This window comes from Gammaproteobacteria bacterium (genome assembly GCA_013214945.1).
Classification (GTDB): Bacteria; Pseudomonadota; Gammaproteobacteria; order Enterobacterales; family Psychrobiaceae; genus Psychrobium.
Genome location: JABSRT010000020.1, coordinates 1 through 19,893 on the forward strand (window position 1 = coordinate 1; position 19,893 = coordinate 19,893).

Here is a 19,893-nt window from a genome sequence, read left to right on the forward strand (position 1 = left end):
TGGCTGAAACAGATGAGTTGACTGATACTGGCGAAGAGCAAGTTGATGCCGCTGCTGCTGCAGTAGACATTGATGATATAGACGCGTTATTGGCAGAAACGGATGAATTGACTGATACAAGTGAAGAACAAATAGATGACGCAGCTGCGGTAGACATCGACGATATAGATGACTTATTAGCTCAAGCTGATGAGTTAGCCGATCTACGTGACGAGCAAGCTGAAATAACACAAGCAGACGACATCGAAGATATCGATGACTTATTAGCTCAGGCTAATGAATTAGCAGATGATAACATTACCGACATTGAACAGTCGCTCAATGATACCGCTAGCTTTACTGATGAGGCTAATTTAGCACCAGCTCCTCTTGATCCTGCAACGGCAAGTGCCATTTATAATGCTGACATTATAGATCAACCCTACTTATTGACGAGAGATGAGCAAGACTCTTTAATGGAAACTGGTGCAGCACAGCATTTAGTTAACGCGCTTGACCAAATGATCGGTTCTTCAGCTACGAACACCGGTCAGATAGCAAGTAGTAGTGTTGCTGAGTTGAATCAGTTAGATGAAATTCTTGCCTCAACCTTATCGACAGACAAACCAATTGCAGTCGCAAGCGAAATAAAAGAACAGCAACTTAGTTCGCAACTTGACAAATTTGAGCAAGAAAATAGTTATATCGATATCGATAAGTTACTTGATGCTTCTGCGAGCTCAGAGAATAAGACTGAGCCATACCACAACGTAGATTTAGATATTGGTCTTGATGAATTTCCTGAGGTAATTCCTGTGGGTGAGCATGTTGATGTCGATGTTGATCCCAATGATTCGTCAAAAAAACTAGACCTGGCACGAGCATATTTAGAAATTGATGACCATGACAGTGCACGAGAAATACTTGAACAAATAGAGATAATAGGTGACAAACAGCAGCAAAAAGAAGCGCGAAAATTAATGATGAAACTTGAAAAACAATAGTGAACTCTCGCCGTATAATATCTCGTAGTAATTAAAATACTACGGGATATATAGGCTATTACATCCCCCTCAAACACATTAAACCCAGCCATTTATAATTAAAAATATACTCCTAATTTATTATTTTGATTGAAAGTAAACCATAAAATAAATAAAAAAATTTAATTATTTCAGCTATTAGGCTGTTATTTTGGTCACGTTTAATACTATAGTAGTTATTAAATAACCTAAAAGGTTGATTAATGTTCAATATAAAATTGTATTAGACATTAGCAGCATATTAACCAACCGTTGCATCGTTATAATTATATTTATAGATCTGACGGCGTTAATCAGGTTAAAGATCGCTAGCCATGGCAAATGAACTTTCCGATGTCATGGCGTCCAATACCAAATTTGTAGTCATTTAAATGTAACAAATAGTATGCATAATTTGATAACCATTTTATAAATCACATAGCCAGAGCCCGTGTAATGAGCGGGAGATAATCTGTAACCAACATTTGTTAGGCTCTTAACATGGAGTTAATGCTTGGCAGATGAACAAAGCAACTTTATTTAGAAAACCCTGAATAAATATTTTTCAAATGAGTAACAAACGACCATAAACGTCGTTGTTAAGGATTTACTACCAACTGGCTGGGAGGCCGATACTATGATTGAGAAGAAAATTGCATTAGTCACCGGTGCTATGGGTGGAATAGGAACAGCGATCTGTCGTCGGTTAGTACAAGATGGCTACACAGTGCTAGCAACGCACCGTCCGGGTAAAGAAGATATAGCTAATAAATGGCTTGAAGATCAAGCATGCGACACCGATACGTTAAAACCATTAGCGCTCGATGTTTGTGATACGCAAGCATGTCAAACGGTCTTAAAATCTGTACTTGAAACTTATGGCCGGGTTGATGTTTTAGTTAACAATGCTGGCATCACTCGCGATGTTCCATTTAAGCGGATGAATATTGAGCAATGGAATGATGTTATTAATACCAACTTAAACAGCATGTTTAATGTAACACAGCCTTTGTTCCAACCGATGTGTGAACAAGGCAGCGGTCGGATTATTAATATCACGTCAATTAATGGTTTAAAAGGGCAATTTGGCCAGGCAAATTACGCCGCTGCTAAAGCTGGTATGATCGGGTTTACCAAGTCGTTAGCGCTTGAGTCTGCACGCTATGGTGTTACCGCTAATACTATTGCTCCGGGTTATACCGCGACGCCAATGGTTACGGCACTTAAAGATGAAATATTAGAATCTATCAAAGCCCAAATTCCGCTACGCCGTTTGGCTACACCTGAAGAAATTGCTAATTCAGTTGGTTATTTGGCCAGCGATGAAGCCGGTTTTATCACCGGTGAAACACTAAACATCAACGGTGGCCAATACATGCATTAGCCTTAATGCTTAGGTCAACGATTTTTATCTTGGATTTTTTAAGTAATTAAATATCTATTAAAATAAATAGAAGGGTTTAGTAATGAGTAAAGTATATATAGTAGCAGCAAAACGTACCGCTATTGGAACATTCGGTGGTGCCTTGAAGTCTGTTGCTGCTCCTCAGCTAGCTGCAGAGGCAATTAAAGGTGTGTTAAGTCAGGCTAACGTTGATCCATCAGCTATTGACGAAGTTATCATGGGTAATGTAATCGCGGCTGGCCAAGGGATGGGCCCAGGACGTCAAGCGGCGATTGCCGCTGGTATTCCAGTTGAAGTACCCGCTTATACCGTCAATATGATTTGTGGTAGTGGCATGAAAGTTGTGATGGACGGTGCCGCGCATATCAAAGCTGGCGATGCTGAGCTTGTAGTAGCTTGTGGTGGCGAGAATATGTCTCGTTACCCTTATGTAGTGACTTCTGATATTCGATTTGGCAGTAAAATGGGTAATTTGGAACTTAGCGATTCGCTAATTACCGATGGTCTAACCGATGTTTTCAATGATTACCACATGGGTATTACGGCAGAGAATGTTGCAGAAAAAATTGGAGTCAGCCGCGAAGAGCAAGATAATTTTGCGTTGCAAAGCCAATTACGCGCTGTGAGTGCGGTTGAGTCTGGCAGATTTTCCGATGAAATCGTGCCAGTTGAAGTCACCGTCCGCCGTAAAACAAATACCTTTGAGACCGATGAGTATCCAAAAGCTGATGCGACTTCTGAAGGTTTAGCTAAAATGCGTGCGGCATTTAAAAAAGATGGCACGGTGACGGCAGCAAATGCATCAGGTTTAAATGACGGTGGTTCAGCGATTCTTTTAGCAAGTGAAGCAGCCGTTGCTAAATATGATTTAAAACCTATTGCTGAAATCTTAAGTTATGCGCAAGCAGGCATCGACCCGTCTGTGATGGGACTAGGCCCAGTACCTGCGGTAGCGAAAGCTCTTAGTAAAGCCAATTTATCATTACAAGATATTGAGTTGTTAGAATTAAATGAAGCTTTTGCCGCTCAGGCACTTGGTGTGATGAAGCAACTTTGTACTGATCATGACGAGACACTTGAAGCTTTAATTGAACGTACTAATGTCAACGGTGGCGCCATTGCACTAGGACATCCGCTGGGTGCTTCCGGTAATCGAATTTTAGTTACCTTGCTGCATGAAATGAAAAAACGCGGTAATAAGCTTGGTCTGGCATCACTTTGTATTGGTGGTGGTATGGGCACGGCTGTTGTTGTTAAGTCACTCGATTAACATTAAGTTATATTTGACTTATTCCAATGCGTGTTGGTAATAAAGAGCTCGGCTGCCTCGGCCGAGCTCTTACTCGCAATCCAAATCAATAAACCCGGACAAATAACCTGCTATTTCTAAGATCCCTTCTTTTTTACTGTATAAAAGCTAATGATTTAGTTAACATATTTACAAATTAATTATTGATATTATTTTATGGAACTTATCTTTTTCTCAACCGCTTTTGTTTGTGGTTTTATCCTACATTTATTTAAATTACCCCCGCTAATAGGTTTTCTTGCTGCTGGTTTTATTCTCAACCTTACTGGATATCAAAGCACAGCACTGCTGGAAAGTATCGCTGGGTTAGGGGTAACATTACTGTTATTTAGTATCGGTTTGAAACTAAGAGTGAGTAACTTAACTAAAACTCATGTTTGGGCGCCTGCTAGCCTTCATCTCATTATCAGTACGGCATTATTTGGTGCCTTTATGCAATTAATGGGTTTACTAGGCTTACCGTTATTTGTCGATTTATCGCTTGAAAACTGCATGTTACTAGGTTTTGCATTTAGCTTTTCCAGTACCGTATTCGCGGTCAAAGTATTAGAACAACGTGGAGAGATGAACAGTCTACATGGTAAAGTGTCGATTGGAATATTAGTGATGCAAGATGTATTTGCCGTGATATTTTTAGCCATCAGCACCGGTAAAGTTCCCAACATCTGGGCCTTGGTGTTACTGATAGTATTGCCCCTGATCCGTCCATTGTTTTATTGGATATTTAACCGCTCCAAGCATGGTGAATTATTACCGTTGTTTGGTTTTTTCTTTGCCTTGTTAATTGGCTACCAGGCGTTTGAGTTTGCTGGTTTGAAAGGTGACCTTGGTGCCCTAATTATCGGGATGATATTTGCGCCGCATAATAAAGCCAAAGAATTAGCTAAGTCATTGTTAACCTTTAAAGACCTTATGCTAGTTGGCTTTTTCCTTAGCATTGGCCTCAATGCCAATTTAACCGTTGAAGCGTTATTAATCGCGTTGTTGTTGATGGCGATATTACCGATAAAAGTCCTGTTGTATTATGTGTTGACTAACATATTTAAATTACGCGCTAGAACATCCTTATTAAGTGCATTTTCATTAGCTAATTTCAGTGAATTTGGTTTAATCGTTTGCGCATTAGCGGCAACTAATTTATGGATTTCACCTGAGTGGTTAGCGGTACTTGCTATTGCCTTATCCTTGAGTTTCATGATTGCATCGCCTTTAAATACGCATGCCAATAGTTTGTATGTTAAAGCTGAACATTGGTTATTGAATTATGAAACGGCTAAGCGCTTACCCGAGGAAATGCCGGTTAACCTCGGTGATGCCCAGATATTAATTTTTGGCATGGGACGAATTGGTACTGGTGCGTATGAAACAATTGCCCAAACCTATCCAAAATTGGTGACCGGTGTCGACATTAATCCTGAAAGCGTGATAAGGCATGCAAAGCGTGGACGTTTTGTAATTGTGGCTGACGCGACAGATCCAGATTTTTGGCAACGAATTAACCATTCCAGTGTCAAAGTTATCATGCTGGCGATGCCCAAACATGTGCAAAACCTGCTGGCGCTAGAACAGTTAAATGCCTCGGGGTTTTCCGGTCAGGTTACTGCAATTGCGAACTATCCCGACCAACAACAAGAGCTCGAACGTCTTGGCGTTCATTCAACCTACAATTTCTATCTTGAGGCAGGCACTGGGTTTGCAGAACATGTTAAAGCAGAAGTCGTCGATAATTAACGTAACCCGTGATTTTGTCGACATTTAAGTAAAAGCTAAGAACGATAGCCGGCCCTTTATCGCGGCGACCTTAGTATAACAACTGCAACTTGATTAATTACGGCTATATAGTCAATGTCAGTTTGATTGCTCCGTGGCTGGTCACAAGCTAAATTCACTATGTTACACTACGCGACTTTGTTAGCTTGGTGCCGTTTACGGCGGTAGATATCGACTAAGCATTTAACTTGTGATTATATTTTGGTACGTAAAATTATGCGGATAGCTTTAGGAATTGAATACGATGGCTCGCGCTATTACGGCTGGCAACGTCAAAGCGATGTCATCTCAGTGCAGCAGGTTTTAGAAGAAGCCTTATCAAAGGTAGCCAATGAACCGATCAGAGTCCATTGTGCCGGGCGGACCGATTGTGGCGTTCATGGCACTGGTCAAGTAGTTCATTTTGATACTACTGCGCACCGAAGAGATTCAGCCTGGACACTGGGCATTAATGCGCTGTTACCTGATTCGGTTTCAGTGCGCTGGTTCAAAAATGTTCCCGACGAATTTCATGCCCGTTTTAGTGCGACAGCAAGACGTTATCGCTATATATTGTGTAACTCACGATTGCGTCCGGCTATCTTGGCTAAAGGCTTAAGTCATTATTATCAGCCGTTGGACGAGAAATTGATGCAGCAGGGGGCTGATTTACTGATTGGTGAGCACGACTTTACTTCTTACCGAGCTAAACATTGCCAAGCGCATTCCCCCGTAAGAACAATTCACCACTTAGACATCAAACGCCAAGGTGATTTTATTATTATTGATGCTAAAGCCAATGGTTTCTTGCACCACATGGTCCGAAACATTGTCGGTTCATTAATAGAGGTGGGTAAGGGCGACCAACGTCCTGACTATATAACCGAGATTTTACTGGCCAAAGATCGGGCGGTTGCTCCAGCTACTTCTAAGCCTGGCGGTTTGTATCTGGTTGCGGTGGATTATCCCGCAGAGTTTGATTTACCGATCCCGCAAACAGGGCCACTTTTTTTGTAACATAAAACCAACATCTTAACGCTGTACGGGGCTCTGCCAAGGGTAAGACCAGTTTTTATTTTTAATGGCGTTAAGACTGTGTTTTAATGTCGCCAGCTGATCAATATTATTAATATTTTATCATTATTAGGTCGTCTTAGGTGCATTGCTATTTTATTGAGCAATTGTTACGTTAATCACCTAAACTACTAGCTATTATGCAAGGCTGACTTTAATGATATTTAAGTTACTCATGGGACAAGATTTATGAGCTGGATAGAAAAGATAGAAAAAATGCTGCCAACAGGCATCGCAAGTCAACGCCGTGCTAGTATTCCTGAAGGAGTATGGAGCAAATGTGGTAGTTGTGATCAGATTATATATCGTGCCGAACTCGAACGCAGTCTCGAAGTGTGTCCAAAGTGTGATCATCACATGCGGATTACGGCGCGCGCACGTTTAACGTCATTTTTAGATTATGATTCGATGACGGAATTGGCCGCTGACCTTGAGCCTAAAGATTTACTAAAATTTAAAGATACTAAAAAATATAAAGATCGTATTTCTGCTGCGCAAAAGTCGAGTAACGAAAAAGATGCACTGATTGCAATGTCGGGCACGCTTAAGGGCATGCCTGTTGCTGCGGTATCTTTCGAATTCGCCTTTATGGGTGGTTCAATGGCTTCGGTTGTTGGTGCCCGTTTTGTCGCTGCCGCAGAGCAATGTTTAGAGCACAACATGCCACTTATCTGTTTCTCTACCAGTGGTGGGGCGCGGATGCAAGAAGCATTAATGTCGTTAATGCAAATGGCTAAAACGAGTGCGGTATTACACCGGATGAGCGAGCGTGGTTTACCTTATATATCTGTTTTAACGGATCCAACCATGGGTGGTGTATCGGCCAGCCTTGCGATGTTAGGCGACGTTAATATCGCAGAGCCTAAAGCACTGATTGGTTTTGCTGGCCCGCGCGTGATTGAGCAGACGGTTCGTGAAACGTTACCTGAAGGCTTCCAGCGCAGTGAGTTCTTGTTAGAAAAAGGCGCTATCGACATGATTGTTGACCGCAGAGAAATGCGTAATACCATTGCGCGTTTACTGGCTAAAATGACTCACCATGTTGCAGTTGCAGAAGAAGTTGAATAACAGCGACTAACCGCAATCAATAAAAGAAAAATATATGTCAAATTTTTCAGTTCAAAGCCAGTCATTAAATGACTGGCTTTGCTATTTAGAATCTATCCATCCGAGCGAAATTGAACTTGGTTTGACTCGGGTTAAAAAAGTTGCCGAGCAATTGGGACTGTTAGCGCCGCGCGGTAAAATCGTGTTAGTTGCTGGTACCAATGGTAAAGGCTCAACTTGTGCTTTTTTAGAGCGAATGATCTTGGCCACGGGGGCGACTACCGGGGTCTTTAGTTCACCGCACATTATTCGTTATAACGAACGTGTCAGAATTAACGGCTTAGAATTAGCCGATAATTATCACGTTGACGCTTTGCGGTACGTTAATCACGGACGCGATGATACCGAACTCACCTATTTTGAGTTCAATACATTAGCCGCACTTAAACTGATGAGCGATCATGACGTTGATTACTTAATTTTAGAAGTAGGGCTGGGCGGGCGGCTCGACTCGACCAATATTGTCGATGCTGATGTCGCCGTGATAACGTCGATTGCTTTAGACCATCAAGCTTGGTTAGGTGATACCGTTGAGCAAGTTGGTTTTGAAAAGGCTGGGATCTTCAGAGAGAATCAGCTCGTTATCTGTGGTGAACCAACCCCCCCGAATAGCTTGAAAAATCATGCACAGCAACTCAATTGTCAGATTGCTTATAAAGGGCAAGACTTTAACTTCAGTGTTGAAAATGATAGCTGGACCTGGCATAGCACCAGCAAGATTAAATCGTCATTACCTAACACTAAGTTACCAATGACCAATGCTGCTACGGCCATCGCGGTTTTAGAGGCACTTGATTTATCGTTAAACGAGCAAGCAATGCGACAGGTCATTGCTAATACTGGTTTGCCAGGGCGATTACAATCAATCGCCTCAAGTCCCGAAATTGTGCTTGATGTTGCGCACAATCCACAGGCGGGTGGCTACCTTGCTAATTGGCTCAAGCATCAAAATTTCACTAAAGTCCATTGTGTGTGTGCGATGTTAGGAGACAAGGATAGTAAGTCGACCCTTAGCGTCGTTGCGCCCCAAATTGATCACTGGTATTTTGCTGATTTGGATTGTGCACGTGGTGCTAAGGCTGAACAGTTAGCTAACCATGTCGTAGCGGATACTGTCGCTGGGTGTTACTCTCGTGTTAGTGATGCGCTGGTCGAAGCAAAACAGCAGGCTAATTCAGATGACTTAATCTTGGTTTTTGGTTCGTTTTTTACGGTCGCGGAAATTTTAAGTCATTAATTAAATTACCGTTTTCATATCATAGATTAGCCGTCCCAGGCGGCTAACTCTAACGGGCAAAACTAGATTTTTTGGGTTAATTACATTATCCTATGGGATTAAATTTAGTGCTGGCCTACCTCCTACGAATGTGCCGGCGAGTTAAAGGATTTTGACCTTGACCGATCAAATAAAAAACCGTGTTGTTGGCACTGTCGTCATTTTTGCCTTGGCAATTATTTTTCTTCCCGATATTCTAGATGGTAAAAAACAACAAACGAGCACCGAATTTGTCTCCATACCGGTGAAGCCTGTAGCAGCCACCGTTGCACAGATAATAGCTGAGCCATCACAGCAAGTTTTAGCACCGAAATCTCCAACCATTGATCCCAAAACTTCGGGAACTCAAAAGTCATCTACAGCCGTTCAGGCTGTTGCTCAACTCAATGATAAAAAAGTGACCCAGCGTAAGCCAATTGCGTCTAGCGCTAAACCTAAACCTAAACCTAAACCAGCGGCCTCGAGCACGAGCCCTGTGGTTGCCACATCAGCAGTACCTAAACCAAAAGCGGCAACTTGGCGCAAGCAACCATCAACTAAACCCACGATTAATGCTTGGGCTATTGCAGTGGGCAGTTTCAATGACCCCGCCAATGCAAAATCCTTATTGGTTAAACTACGTACCAAAGGCTTTACAGCGTTTAGCGTGCCAGCTAAGCCAAGAAAAGGGGATATCAGCAAGGTTTATGTCGGTCCTTCAACCAGCAAAGCAAAATTGACTAGCTTGCAACCGAAGCTTAAAGCAGCAATTAATGAATCTGGCTACATCACAGTCTATAATCCGACTGAAAAATAATCAAAGTCTCCCTCGTTCCACAAAATAGGTAAATTTATGCTAGAAATTTCAAAAAATCTTGGTAGAATTCGCGCAAATTCGTTAACGGTGTCACACTAATGGCTTTAGTTTGGGTTGATTATGCGATATTGATCATCATTGGGTTATCGACATTGATCAGTTTAACGCGAGGCTTTGTTAAAGAAGCGCTGTCGCTGGTCGTCTGGGTGATTGCATTTTTTGTTGCCAGTCAATTTTATGGTGATTTAGCGGTCTACTTTACCCAAATCAACGACCAAATGCTCCGTAATGGCGTTGCTGTGGTGACCTTATTTATCTGTTGCTTAATATTGGGCGCGATCGTTAATTATATTATCGGTCAACTGGTCATAAAAACCGGGCTATCAGGCACTGACAGGGTATTAGGCTTAGTTTTTGGTGGTATTAGAGGGGTACTGATTGTTGCCGCACTATTATTTGCTATTGATTCGTTTACGACATTCTCAAATTCTCAATGGTGGCGACAGTCTCAGCTAATATCTGAGTTTAGCGTTGTCATTGAATGGTTTTTCGAGTACCTGAAACAAAACTCGAGTTTTTTACCAAATCCAAGTGCCTAAAACAGGGCACTTAAATTATACTCGAAACTAGATTCGAGCGAGGAATTACTATGTGTGGTGTTGTTGGTGTTGTTGCTTATTCGGCGGTCAACCAAGCTCTTTATGATGCATTAACTGTGTTACAGCATCGTGGTCAAGATGCCGCGGGTATTTGTACTGTTGATAATGGAAATTTCCGGTTACGTAAAGCCAACGGCTTGGTTAGAGACGTTTTTCAAGCGAAACACATGCAGCGCCTACAGGGCACTACGGGCATTGGTCATGTCCGTTATCCTACTGCGGGCACTTCTACTTCAGCTGAAGCGCAACCATTTTACGTCAATTCACCATTTGGGATTTCACTGGCACATAACGGTAACTTGACCAACGCCGAAGAACTCCAAGACTATTTGTTTAATGTGGCCCGTCGTCATATTAATACCAACTCTGATTCTGAGATTTTACTTAATGTCTTTGCTCACGAGTTATCGGTTATTCCTGCGATGGAACTTAAAGCGGTTGATGTTTTTAAAGCCGTAGCACGCACTCATAGCTTGGTTAAAGGCGCGTATGCTGCTGTTGCATTAATCATTGGCCACGGCATGGTCGCATTTCGTGATCCTTATGGTATTCGACCTCTAGTGCTTGGGCAACGTCAGGCGGGTGATAAAACTGAGTACATGGTCGCCTCTGAAAGTGTTGCCCTTGATACACTTGGTTTTAGCTTTACCCGTGATATTGGGCCTGGCGAAGCCATTTATGTTGATAATAAAGGTCAACTGCATAGCAAGCAGTGTGCTGAAAATCCAAGTTTTTCTCCTTGTATCTTTGAATACGTTTATTTCGCTCGTCCCGATTCATTTATTGATGGGATCTCTGTTTATCAGGCGCGGTTAAATATGGGACGGATGCTAGGCAAGAAAATCGCTAAGCAGTGGGAAGACTTAGACATCGATGTGGTGATCCCAATTCCTGAAACATCTTGTGACATTGCGCTTGAAATTGCCGACGAATTAAATATCCCATACCGTCAGGGTTTTGTTAAAAATCGTTACATTGGTCGCACGTTTATAATGCCAGGCCAGGTCATGCGCCGTAAATCTGTTAGACAAAAACTCAATGCAATTGCCAGTGAATTTGCGGGTAAAAACGTTTTATTAGTTGATGATTCTATCGTTCGTGGCACGACCTCAGAACAAATCATCGACATGGCACGTGAATCAGGTGCAGCAAAAGTGTATTTTGCCTCAGCAGCTCCTGAAATAAGATTCCCTAATGTCTACGGTATTGACATGCCGACAGCCAATGAACTGATCGCTCACGGTCGAGACGTTGACGAAGTCGCCAAGTTAATCGGTGCTGATGCGCTAATTTACCAAGATATTTCTGACTTGGTTGATGCAGTCGGTAGGGATAACAAATCAATTATCCAATTCGAAACGTCAGTATTTAATGGTAATTACGTCACGGGTGATATTAGCCAAAGTTATTTAGACCGAGTAACAGGTCTACGTAATGATTCAGCGAAAGATCCCCAGGGCAATGCTGAAATAACCAATATAGACCTGCATAACGAAGAGGCATAACCACCGCGCTTTTTGTTCGGTGATATTCGATAGCTCAAAGACCACAAACGTACAAAGTTTGTGGTCTTTTTTATGCCTGTTATTAACTGATTAATCCGTTATTTATCAAGGTTACTAACCTGAGTGCCGGATAAGCGAATTTGCCCAATAGCCAGCTATTTATTCGTAAAAATGCCTTGATATCTACTAAAATTTCGTCACTGGGAGTTGACTATATTTGTATTCTTTTTTTTCATAGTGTTACAAAACCTTTATCCAGAAATCAGGTTAACTACAAGATCAGCCTACTGTTCCACGTCACTAATTCGACCACTTGGTGGTAATAATATTTTGGATCTGACGCTAAAACTGTCTTAGTTTTGCTTTGTTTTAAAATCAAACAACGTGGTAGAGGTTTACCTGTCGCTTGATGTGAGAGAAATCGGTCGACTATTATACAAATAAGCCGCACATATACTTGTTATTAAATGTTAAAAATGTTAAAAATTAATTAGGTGTATTACTCTAATGGTTTTTCACTGGTTCAAAGGTGAAACAATTAGTTGCTACAGCAGCGAGATTGCGGTAACAATTATATATATATCAATAGAGTTATGTAATCTAACTACAAAAAACAATAACAATAATAATTACGGGAAGCAGAGATGAATAAAATGAATGTTTTTAACAAGTCTGTCTTAGCCGCTGGTATCAGCGTTGCGCTTAGTGCGCTGGCGATACCTGCAGCCCATGCTGTCAGTATCAATTGGGGTGAAATTGAAGGAAGTTTTGACTCGACTTTTTCTGCGGGCATCTCATGGCGCACCGAAAGTCGCGATTACGATAACCTAATAGGTAAGTCCAATAATCCTAATAATGGATTAGACTGGTCCAACTACACCGCCTTTGGAAATAGCAAATACTTAAGCAGTGAGATCTTCGCTAAAGATGGCGGTTATTCAACAAATGGTGATTTAGCCAATTTGGCCTGGGCCAAAGGTGATGCTTTTAGTCAAACCCTAAAAGGGCTACACGAACTCGATTTGTCATATCGCAACTATGGTTTGTTTGTCCGCGGCATGTATTATAAAGATTTTGCGCTTGATTCTGCGCTTAATTATACCCGCGAGTTAGACATAGGTACTGATACTGAACGTTCAATTGATGTTTGTCGCGATGATGACGCGGCTGATACTGCTTGTTCTGACATTCGGTTACTCGATGCCTATGTTACCGCTGATTATGACTGGGGCGATGTGCCTGTGTCATTCCGGGTTGGTCAACAAGTGATAAGTTGGGGCGAAAGCGCACTTATTTCTCATGGTATCTCTTCAATTAACGCAGTAGATGTTGGCCGTTTACGAACGCCTGGTGCAGAACTTAAAGAAGCCTTTATTCCCCAAGGCATGGTGTCTTTCTCGGCCGGTTTAACCGATAACTTGTCAATGGAAGTATTTTACCAATACCAATGGGAGCCAATTGTGGTCCCGGTCGGTGGTACTTATTTTGCCAGCAATGATTTTGTCAGTGAAGGTGGTCAATTTAATGCAGTGCAATTAGGGTTTAGTGGTAATCCAGATATTGATCGTGATTTTATTGTTGCACAATACGCTGGTCTGGTCGGAAGTAACCAGCTAGGCGCTGTGTTAGCCGGGGCACAAGATCCTACCGCCACTGCAGCAGAAAGAGCAGCTTCAGCAGCATTATTTGGTCAGATGATGTTAGCTTACCCGACTAAAGTCACACTCAAAGTTGAAAATGAGGAAGCAGAAGACGATGGTCAATATGGCATAAAGTTTTCTTATTTTGTTGACGATACCGAATTTGGTTTTTATCACATGAACTACCACAGCCGCCGCCCGATTATTTCAGGCCAAGCCGCTAACTTTACCACTGGTGCAATACAAAGGGATGCCGCTATACTTCTTACTGCGGCTGAGATTGATGCTGATGTGATCAATAGTCTAGAAACCTTCTCTAAAGCGAAAATCGTTTACCCTGAGGATATTAAACTCTATGGCTTTAGTTTTAATACCACTATTGGTAATACTTCAGTCGCGGGTGAAATTGCTCACCGGGTAGATGAGCCATTGCAAATTGATGATGTTGAATTGTTATTTGCGGCAATGCCACAACAATTAGCAAACGCAGCAGCTGCTTCTTATAATGCGATAAATGGCACTTCATTAACTTGTGCTGATGCTGCAGTTCAAGCAGATCCACGCTGTTTCTATGAAGGTATTTCGCAAATGGACACCGTTGATCCTGGTGGCGTTGCAGACGGTTATGTTTTATTAGATACCACACAGGCACAAGTTAACTTCACTCACTTATTTGGGCCAACGCTTGGCGCCGACAATCTCATCGTTTTTGCTGAAATCGGTGGTGTTTGGATCCATGGCATGCCAAATCAAGAAGAGTTACGCTTAAATGGGCCTGGTACTTCACGCTCAGCTAGCTATGAAGGTCTTGAGTCGGTAATTGTAGCGACCCATAATGGTCCTGAAACTAACCCTTTCCCAACCGATTTTGCTTGGGGCTACCGCCTAGTGGTAAAAACCGAACATAATAATGTTTTTGCAGGCATTAACGCATCAACTCAACTGGTTTTCTCGCATGATGTTGACGGCATCACTCCTGATCCAATTTACTTATTTGCAGAAGGGTCGAAATCGATCGGCGCGTCACTTACCTTTGATTATCAAAACCGTTGGTCGGCAACCGTTGGCTACAATGCATTCTGGGGTGGTAAAGGTACGATAAACGCAATGGAAGACAAAGACTTTGCATCATTTAGCATTAAATATTCAATTTAACGGGTGAATAATAATATGAAAAAACTCACACTCATTTCAGCAGTATCGTTGGCATTAATTACGCAAGCGGCAACCGCTAAAGTAACAGAGCAACAGGCACAACAACTGGGAACTACCTTAACGCCATCGGGTGCTGTCGCTGCAGCGAATGCCGATGGCTCTATTCCTGCTTGGACCGGAGGTATCACTAAACCAGTTGCTGGTTATGTTAAGGGTGAGCACCATGTTGATCCTTTCGCGAGCGACCAAGTGCTAATGACCTTAACCAAAGATAATTATTTGCAATATAAAGATAATTTAACCGCTGGTCAGATCAAATTATTTGAGTCTTACCCTGATAGCTTTAAAATGAATATTTACCCAAGTCGTCGTAGTGCATCGGTGCCTGAGCATGTGTATGCCGCCACTAAAAAGAATGCGACATCAGCCGAATTGATCCTTGGCGGTAATGGCCTTAAAAATGCCATTATGGGCGTACCATTTCCAATTCCACAAACCGGTTTAGAGGTTATTTGGAATCATATTACCCGTTATCGTGGCGTTAATGTTGATACCAGAGCATCACAGGCTGCGCCGACGGCTTCGGGTGATTTCACTGTTATAAAGATGAAAAACATTATCAGCTTTAAGTATACTCAGCCGGGAATGACAGCAGAAAAGCTTACTGCTGATAATAATATCTTCTTATTTAGACAAACGGTGACCCAACCTGCACGTTTAGCCGGTACTTCACTACTAGTTCATGAAACACTAAACCAAAACTCAGAGCCGCGTAAAGCGTGGACATATAATACTGGCCAGCGTCGCGTACGTCGTGCACCCAATGTTGCATTTGATACGCCGGGCACTGCGTCTGACGGCTTAAGAACCACTGATGATTTTGACATGTACAACGGATCGCCATCGCGTTATGACTGGAAACTGGTTGGCAAAAAAGAAATATACATTCCGTATAACTCTTATAAGTTACATGCCAAAGGCGTAGATTATGACGACTTACTTCAGCCTGGACATTTAAACCAAGACTTCGTACGTTACGAAAAGCACCGTGTTTGGCAAGTTGAGGCCACGCTAAAAGAGGGCATGCGTCACACGTATAAGAAACGCGTTTTCTTTATTGACGAAGATAATTGGCAAGTATCAATCGCTGATATATATGACAACCGCGATCAACTTTATCGGGTAGCAATGGCTCATGAGTTAAACTATTACGAAGTACCAGTATCGTGGTCAACGCTTGAAGTATTCCACGATTTCCAGTCTCGTCGTTATATCGCGATTGGCTTGGATAACAATGATAAAATGTTTAATTTCGATGCGCCATTAAAGGACAAAGATTTTACTCCGCAAGCATTACGACGAGCGGGACGCCGCTAACCACATTAAGCCGGTTTCGACCGGCTTTTTTAGGTTTATAGCGGATGTTCAAACGCATGTTTATAAGCGTCAGAAAAATCAGGACCTTAGGTCCGATGTATAATACCATTTGGTATAAATTGGTAGTTGTCAACTTAGTGTAAGTTGACGTTTAGCTAGTTAGCACCACATAACCATGCTTGAACAGCTATTGTTATGATGGTTACCGTAGCAGCTAGTGAAGAGGAATCGTATATATGAGTAACAAGTTTACATCACTCACTTTGGCCTTGTGTTTAACCAGTACGGCGCAAGCAGCCATTGAATCAGGCTCGGTAGCTGCCCAAACCGTTAGGCTGGCCGCAACAGCGCCGATAATGGCAATCAGTACCACTGAGGAACATACCTTAGCCGTTGGCGATCGCGGCACCATTTTAAGCCGCAACGCCCAGCATTGGCAGCAAGCGGCTGTGCCAGTTAACGTGTTATTAACCGACATTAGCTGGGGCGATAAAAACACGGCGTGGGTCGTCGGTCACGACGCCACCATTGTAACAACTGCCGATGGCGGTAATTCATGGCAGTTGCAACAATATATTCCTTCATTAGATCGGCCCTTATTAGACGTGTATTTCGCCAATGCTCGCCAAGGAATAGCTGTCGGGGCTTACGGTTTGTATTTTTCGACTAATGACGGTGGTAAGCAATGGCAGCAGCAGTTTTTGATGAGCTTATTACCCCAAGACGATATTGATTATTTACAAGAAGTTAAACTTGAAAGTGAAGAAGAATACCAGTTCGAAATTGCGTCAATTTTACCGCATTTCAATCAAGTTATTGCGTTAAACGACCAGCAACTGCTGATGGTTGGCGAGCTCGGGTTAATTGCGTTGTCAGATGATATGGGACAAAACTGGCGTCGTTTGGACGATATTTATGCCGGCTCATTTTTTAGTGCGTTAAAGACCAAGCAACAGACTATCTTGATTGGCGGTTTACGTGGCAATGTATTTCGTTCAACGGATACTGGTCATTCGTGGCAGCAAGTAACGTTGGACAATAACTACAGTGTTAATAAATTTCATCAGTTAGCCGATGGCACGATTTATATAGCCCAAAACAATGGGGTGCTACTTAAGTCAACTGACGACGGTCGCACGTTTGAGCAAGCGGCCTTATATAAAGGCAAAGACCTTGTTGGCATTACTCAGGTTGGCGAGCAGCTTTGGTTAGCCAGCAGTAAAGGCTTAACTAAACATCTGATAACACAGTAGGACTTCATGGATAATTTTGTAAAAAAAATCGAACTATTTATCTTTCGTCAGCGGCCATTGATTCTGTTATTTTTTATTGTGGTTACCGCTTTCTTGGCGTTTCAAGCAACCCAGTTAAAAATGGATGCAGCTTTTACTAAAAACATTCCTTTAAATCACCAGTATATGAAAACTTATACCAAGCACGCCAAAGACTTTGGCGGTGCTAACAGCATTATGGTGGCAATACGGGCGAAGCAGGGCGATATATTCACCCCGCAATTTTTTGAATCGTTAAAAGGGGTGCACGATCAGCTGTTTTTCATTCCTGGTGTTGACCGTACTACGGTAAAGTCGCTATTTTCACCCACAACGCGTTTCACCGAAGTGGTTGAAGATGGTTTTGCCGGTGGTCCGGTGATCCCGGCAGATTTTGTTGCCGATCCGTTGGGTTTAAACAATGTCCGTTCAAATGTTGAAAAAGCCGGGATCGTTGGACGTTTGGTAGCCAATGACTATTCGACCGCCATGGTGAGTGCACGGTTACTCGATATTAATCCTGATACCGGGCAGGCGCTTGATACCCTCAAGTTTGCGGCCAAATTAGAATCTGAAATCCGAGACAAATTTGTCAACCAAGATATCGACATTCATATTATCGGTTTTGCCAAAATGGCTGGAGATGTTGCTGACGGTGCTAAAGGTGTTGTTCAGTTCTTTTTGGTGGCAATAGCCTTCACCGCAATCATGGTGTATCTATTTTGCCGTTCTATCACGTTAACGGTGCTGCCAGTTGTTTGCTCGTTAATGGCCGTTATCTGGCAAATGGGCCTGCTAACCGTCTTAGGTTTTGGGCTTGATCCAATGTCAATTTTGGTGCCTTTCTTAGTGTTTGCGGTTGGGGTTAGCCACAGCGTGCAAATGATTAATGGCGTCAATAAAAAATTGTTGCTCGGTATGGCGTCAAAAGAAGCTGCCGCCGCCACATTTAGAGCCTTGCTAATACCTGGCGGCGTCGCGTTATTATCAGATACCATTGGTTTTATAACGCTGCTCTCGATTGATATTGGTATTATTCGCGAGCTGGCCATTTCAGCCAGTATTGGTGTTGGCATTATCATTTTAACTAACCTTGTATTACTGCCGATTATTATTTCGTATTGTAAGCTTAAGGCACCGGCTAAGCGTGAATCAGGACGCATTGATAAATTTTGGGTTAGCTTATCGCAGTTTGCCACGCGTAAAGTTGCTGTTGTGACGTTAGTATTTACCAGCGTGTTATTTGGTTTTGGTTATATTCAGTCACAACAGTTAAAAATTGGCGATCTGAATGCCGGAGCCGCAGCTCTGCATTCGTGGTCTCGTTATAACCAAGATACGGCTTTAATCACTGAAAAATTCTCTATCACCACTGATGTCATGTCGATAATTGTTGAAGGGGCCGCTGATAGTTGTACCGACTACGACAGTTTAGCCATCATTGAACAGTTCCAGTGGCGCCTAGCTAATGTTGAAGGTGTGCAATCAACGGCAAGTCTGGCCAGTGTGGTTAAACTTGTCACCGGTGGTTTTAACGAAGGCAACCCTAAATGGCGAGTATTGTCGCGGACTCAGGCAACCTTAGTTCAGTCAATATCGCAAATCCCAACCACCTCAGGGCTACTTAATACGAGCTGTAATGTGATGCCCGTATATTTGTTCTTGGTTGACCATAAAGCAGAAACAATTGAACGTGTCATTGCTGCGGTTAAACAAGCAAGTTCGGTGCTTAATACGGACCAACTACAGTTTAAGCTAGCGTCTGGTCCGGTAGGTGTTATGGCCGCGACAAATGAAGCCGTTGAGTCAGCGCAAACCCCGATGATGTTTTATGTCTACGGCGCGGTGTTTATCTTGTGTTTAATAAGCTTTAGGTCGCTGCGTGCAACATTGGCGGTCATCGTGCCACTTTTTGTCGTATCGACACTGGCTCAAGCGTTAATGACCTATTTAAATATTGGCTTAACTGTTTCTACCTTGCCGGTTATTGCACTAGGGGTTGGTATTGGCGTTGATTACGGCATTTATATCCTGGCAACCATGGCTATAATGCTTAATCAAGGAAAAACGGTTAGCGAAGCCTATCTTGTGGCCTTGCAAGAGCGTGGTAGTGCAGTGATCTTTACCGGTGCTACTTTAGCCATTGGGGTTAGTACCTGGTTTTTCTCGGCGTTAAAGTTCCAAATGGATATGGGCATATTACTGACGTTTATGTTCCTCGTGAATATGCTTGGGGCAATAATCGTGTTGCCTGCACTGGCAAATCTGTTGTGGTTTAAGCAAGGTAAAGCCGCTGAATGAATTTAAGCTGGAAGCCCAGTCTCAAATGAGTTAAGTTTTAGTTAGCAACTTGTTAATTTTAACGGTAAAAAAGGTCGCTTAGTGACCTTTTTTTATGAGTTATGCATAACAATTCATAATTAGTGATTGAAATTCACACTTGGGCTATATCAGGGGCTTTTAGAGTGTTTTTTTCCTAAATAATGCTCGAAATATTCAGATAATAATAATAAACTTAGCCCCAATTAAAATAAGAAACAGGTTAGGCAGGAAGCTTGACCTTCAGTTC

The 19,893-nt window shown here is 42.4% G+C and carries 14 protein-coding genes; all 14 read left to right on the forward strand.

Annotation, left to right across the window (positions count from 1 at the left end; all coding sequences use genetic code 11):
- On the forward strand, positions 1–983 hold a 983-nt coding region (locus HRU23_14910; protein NRA55431.1), incomplete at its 5' end, for a hypothetical protein.
- A 655-nt stretch (positions 984–1,638) separates the two neighbouring features.
- Complete coding sequence (locus HRU23_14915) at positions 1,639–2,385, forward strand: SDR family oxidoreductase (GenBank protein NRA55432.1); 747 nt, start codon at positions 1,639–1,641, stop codon at positions 2,383–2,385.
- An 82-nt stretch (positions 2,386–2,467) separates the two neighbouring features.
- Positions 2,468–3,676 (forward strand): acetyl-CoA C-acetyltransferase, encoded by a 1,209-nt coding sequence (locus HRU23_14920; GenBank protein ID NRA55433.1) that lies wholly within the window; start codon positions 2,468–2,470, stop codon positions 3,674–3,676.
- Positions 3,677–3,871: 195 nt separating this feature from the next.
- Positions 3,872–5,446: a cation:proton antiporter gene (locus tag HRU23_14925; GenBank protein ID NRA55434.1), complete on the forward strand. Its 1,575-nt coding sequence runs from the start codon at positions 3,872–3,874 to the stop codon at positions 5,444–5,446.
- Positions 5,447–5,701: 255 nt separating this feature from the next.
- The gene (gene truA, locus HRU23_14930) at positions 5,702–6,481 is read left to right on the forward strand and encodes a tRNA pseudouridine(38-40) synthase TruA (protein NRA55435.1); all 780 of its coding nucleotides are present in this window, start codon (positions 5,702–5,704) and stop codon (positions 6,479–6,481) included.
- 246 nt (positions 6,482–6,727) lie between these two features.
- Complete coding sequence (locus HRU23_14935; protein NRA55436.1) at positions 6,728–7,606, forward strand: acetyl-CoA carboxylase carboxyltransferase subunit beta; 879 nt, start codon at positions 6,728–6,730, stop codon at positions 7,604–7,606.
- A 34-nt stretch (positions 7,607–7,640) separates the two neighbouring features.
- Positions 7,641–8,882 carry a bifunctional tetrahydrofolate synthase/dihydrofolate synthase gene (gene folC / locus HRU23_14940; GenBank protein NRA55437.1) on the forward strand — a complete coding sequence of 414 codons (1,242 nt, stop codon included), beginning with the start codon at positions 7,641–7,643 and terminating at the stop codon, positions 8,880–8,882.
- A 157-nt stretch (positions 8,883–9,039) separates the two neighbouring features.
- Positions 9,040–9,717, forward strand: coding sequence for an SPOR domain-containing protein (locus HRU23_14945; protein ID NRA55438.1), 678 nt, complete (start codon positions 9,040–9,042; stop codon positions 9,715–9,717).
- Between the two features lie 98 nt (positions 9,718–9,815).
- Positions 9,816–10,316, forward strand: a complete 501-nt coding sequence (locus HRU23_14950) for a CvpA family protein (protein ID NRA55439.1) — start codon at positions 9,816–9,818, stop codon at positions 10,314–10,316.
- Between the two features lie 50 nt (positions 10,317–10,366).
- Positions 10,367–11,881, forward strand: coding sequence for an amidophosphoribosyltransferase (purF, locus tag HRU23_14955; protein NRA55440.1), 1,515 nt, complete (start codon positions 10,367–10,369; stop codon positions 11,879–11,881).
- 644 nt (positions 11,882–12,525) lie between these two features.
- Complete coding sequence (locus HRU23_14960; protein ID NRA55441.1) at positions 12,526–14,676, forward strand: DUF1302 domain-containing protein; 2,151 nt, start codon at positions 12,526–12,528, stop codon at positions 14,674–14,676.
- Between the two features lie 15 nt (positions 14,677–14,691).
- The gene (locus tag HRU23_14965; protein NRA55442.1) at positions 14,692–16,053 is read left to right on the forward strand and encodes a DUF1329 domain-containing protein; all 1,362 of its coding nucleotides are present in this window, start codon (positions 14,692–14,694) and stop codon (positions 16,051–16,053) included.
- 236 nt (positions 16,054–16,289) lie between these two features.
- Positions 16,290–17,306, forward strand: a complete 1,017-nt coding sequence (locus tag HRU23_14970) for a hypothetical protein (GenBank protein NRA55443.1) — start codon at positions 16,290–16,292, stop codon at positions 17,304–17,306.
- Positions 17,307–17,312: 6 nt separating this feature from the next.
- Complete coding sequence (locus HRU23_14975) at positions 17,313–19,625, forward strand: RND family transporter (GenBank protein NRA55444.1); 2,313 nt, start codon at positions 17,313–17,315, stop codon at positions 19,623–19,625.
- Positions 19,626–19,893: the final 268 nt, after the last annotated feature.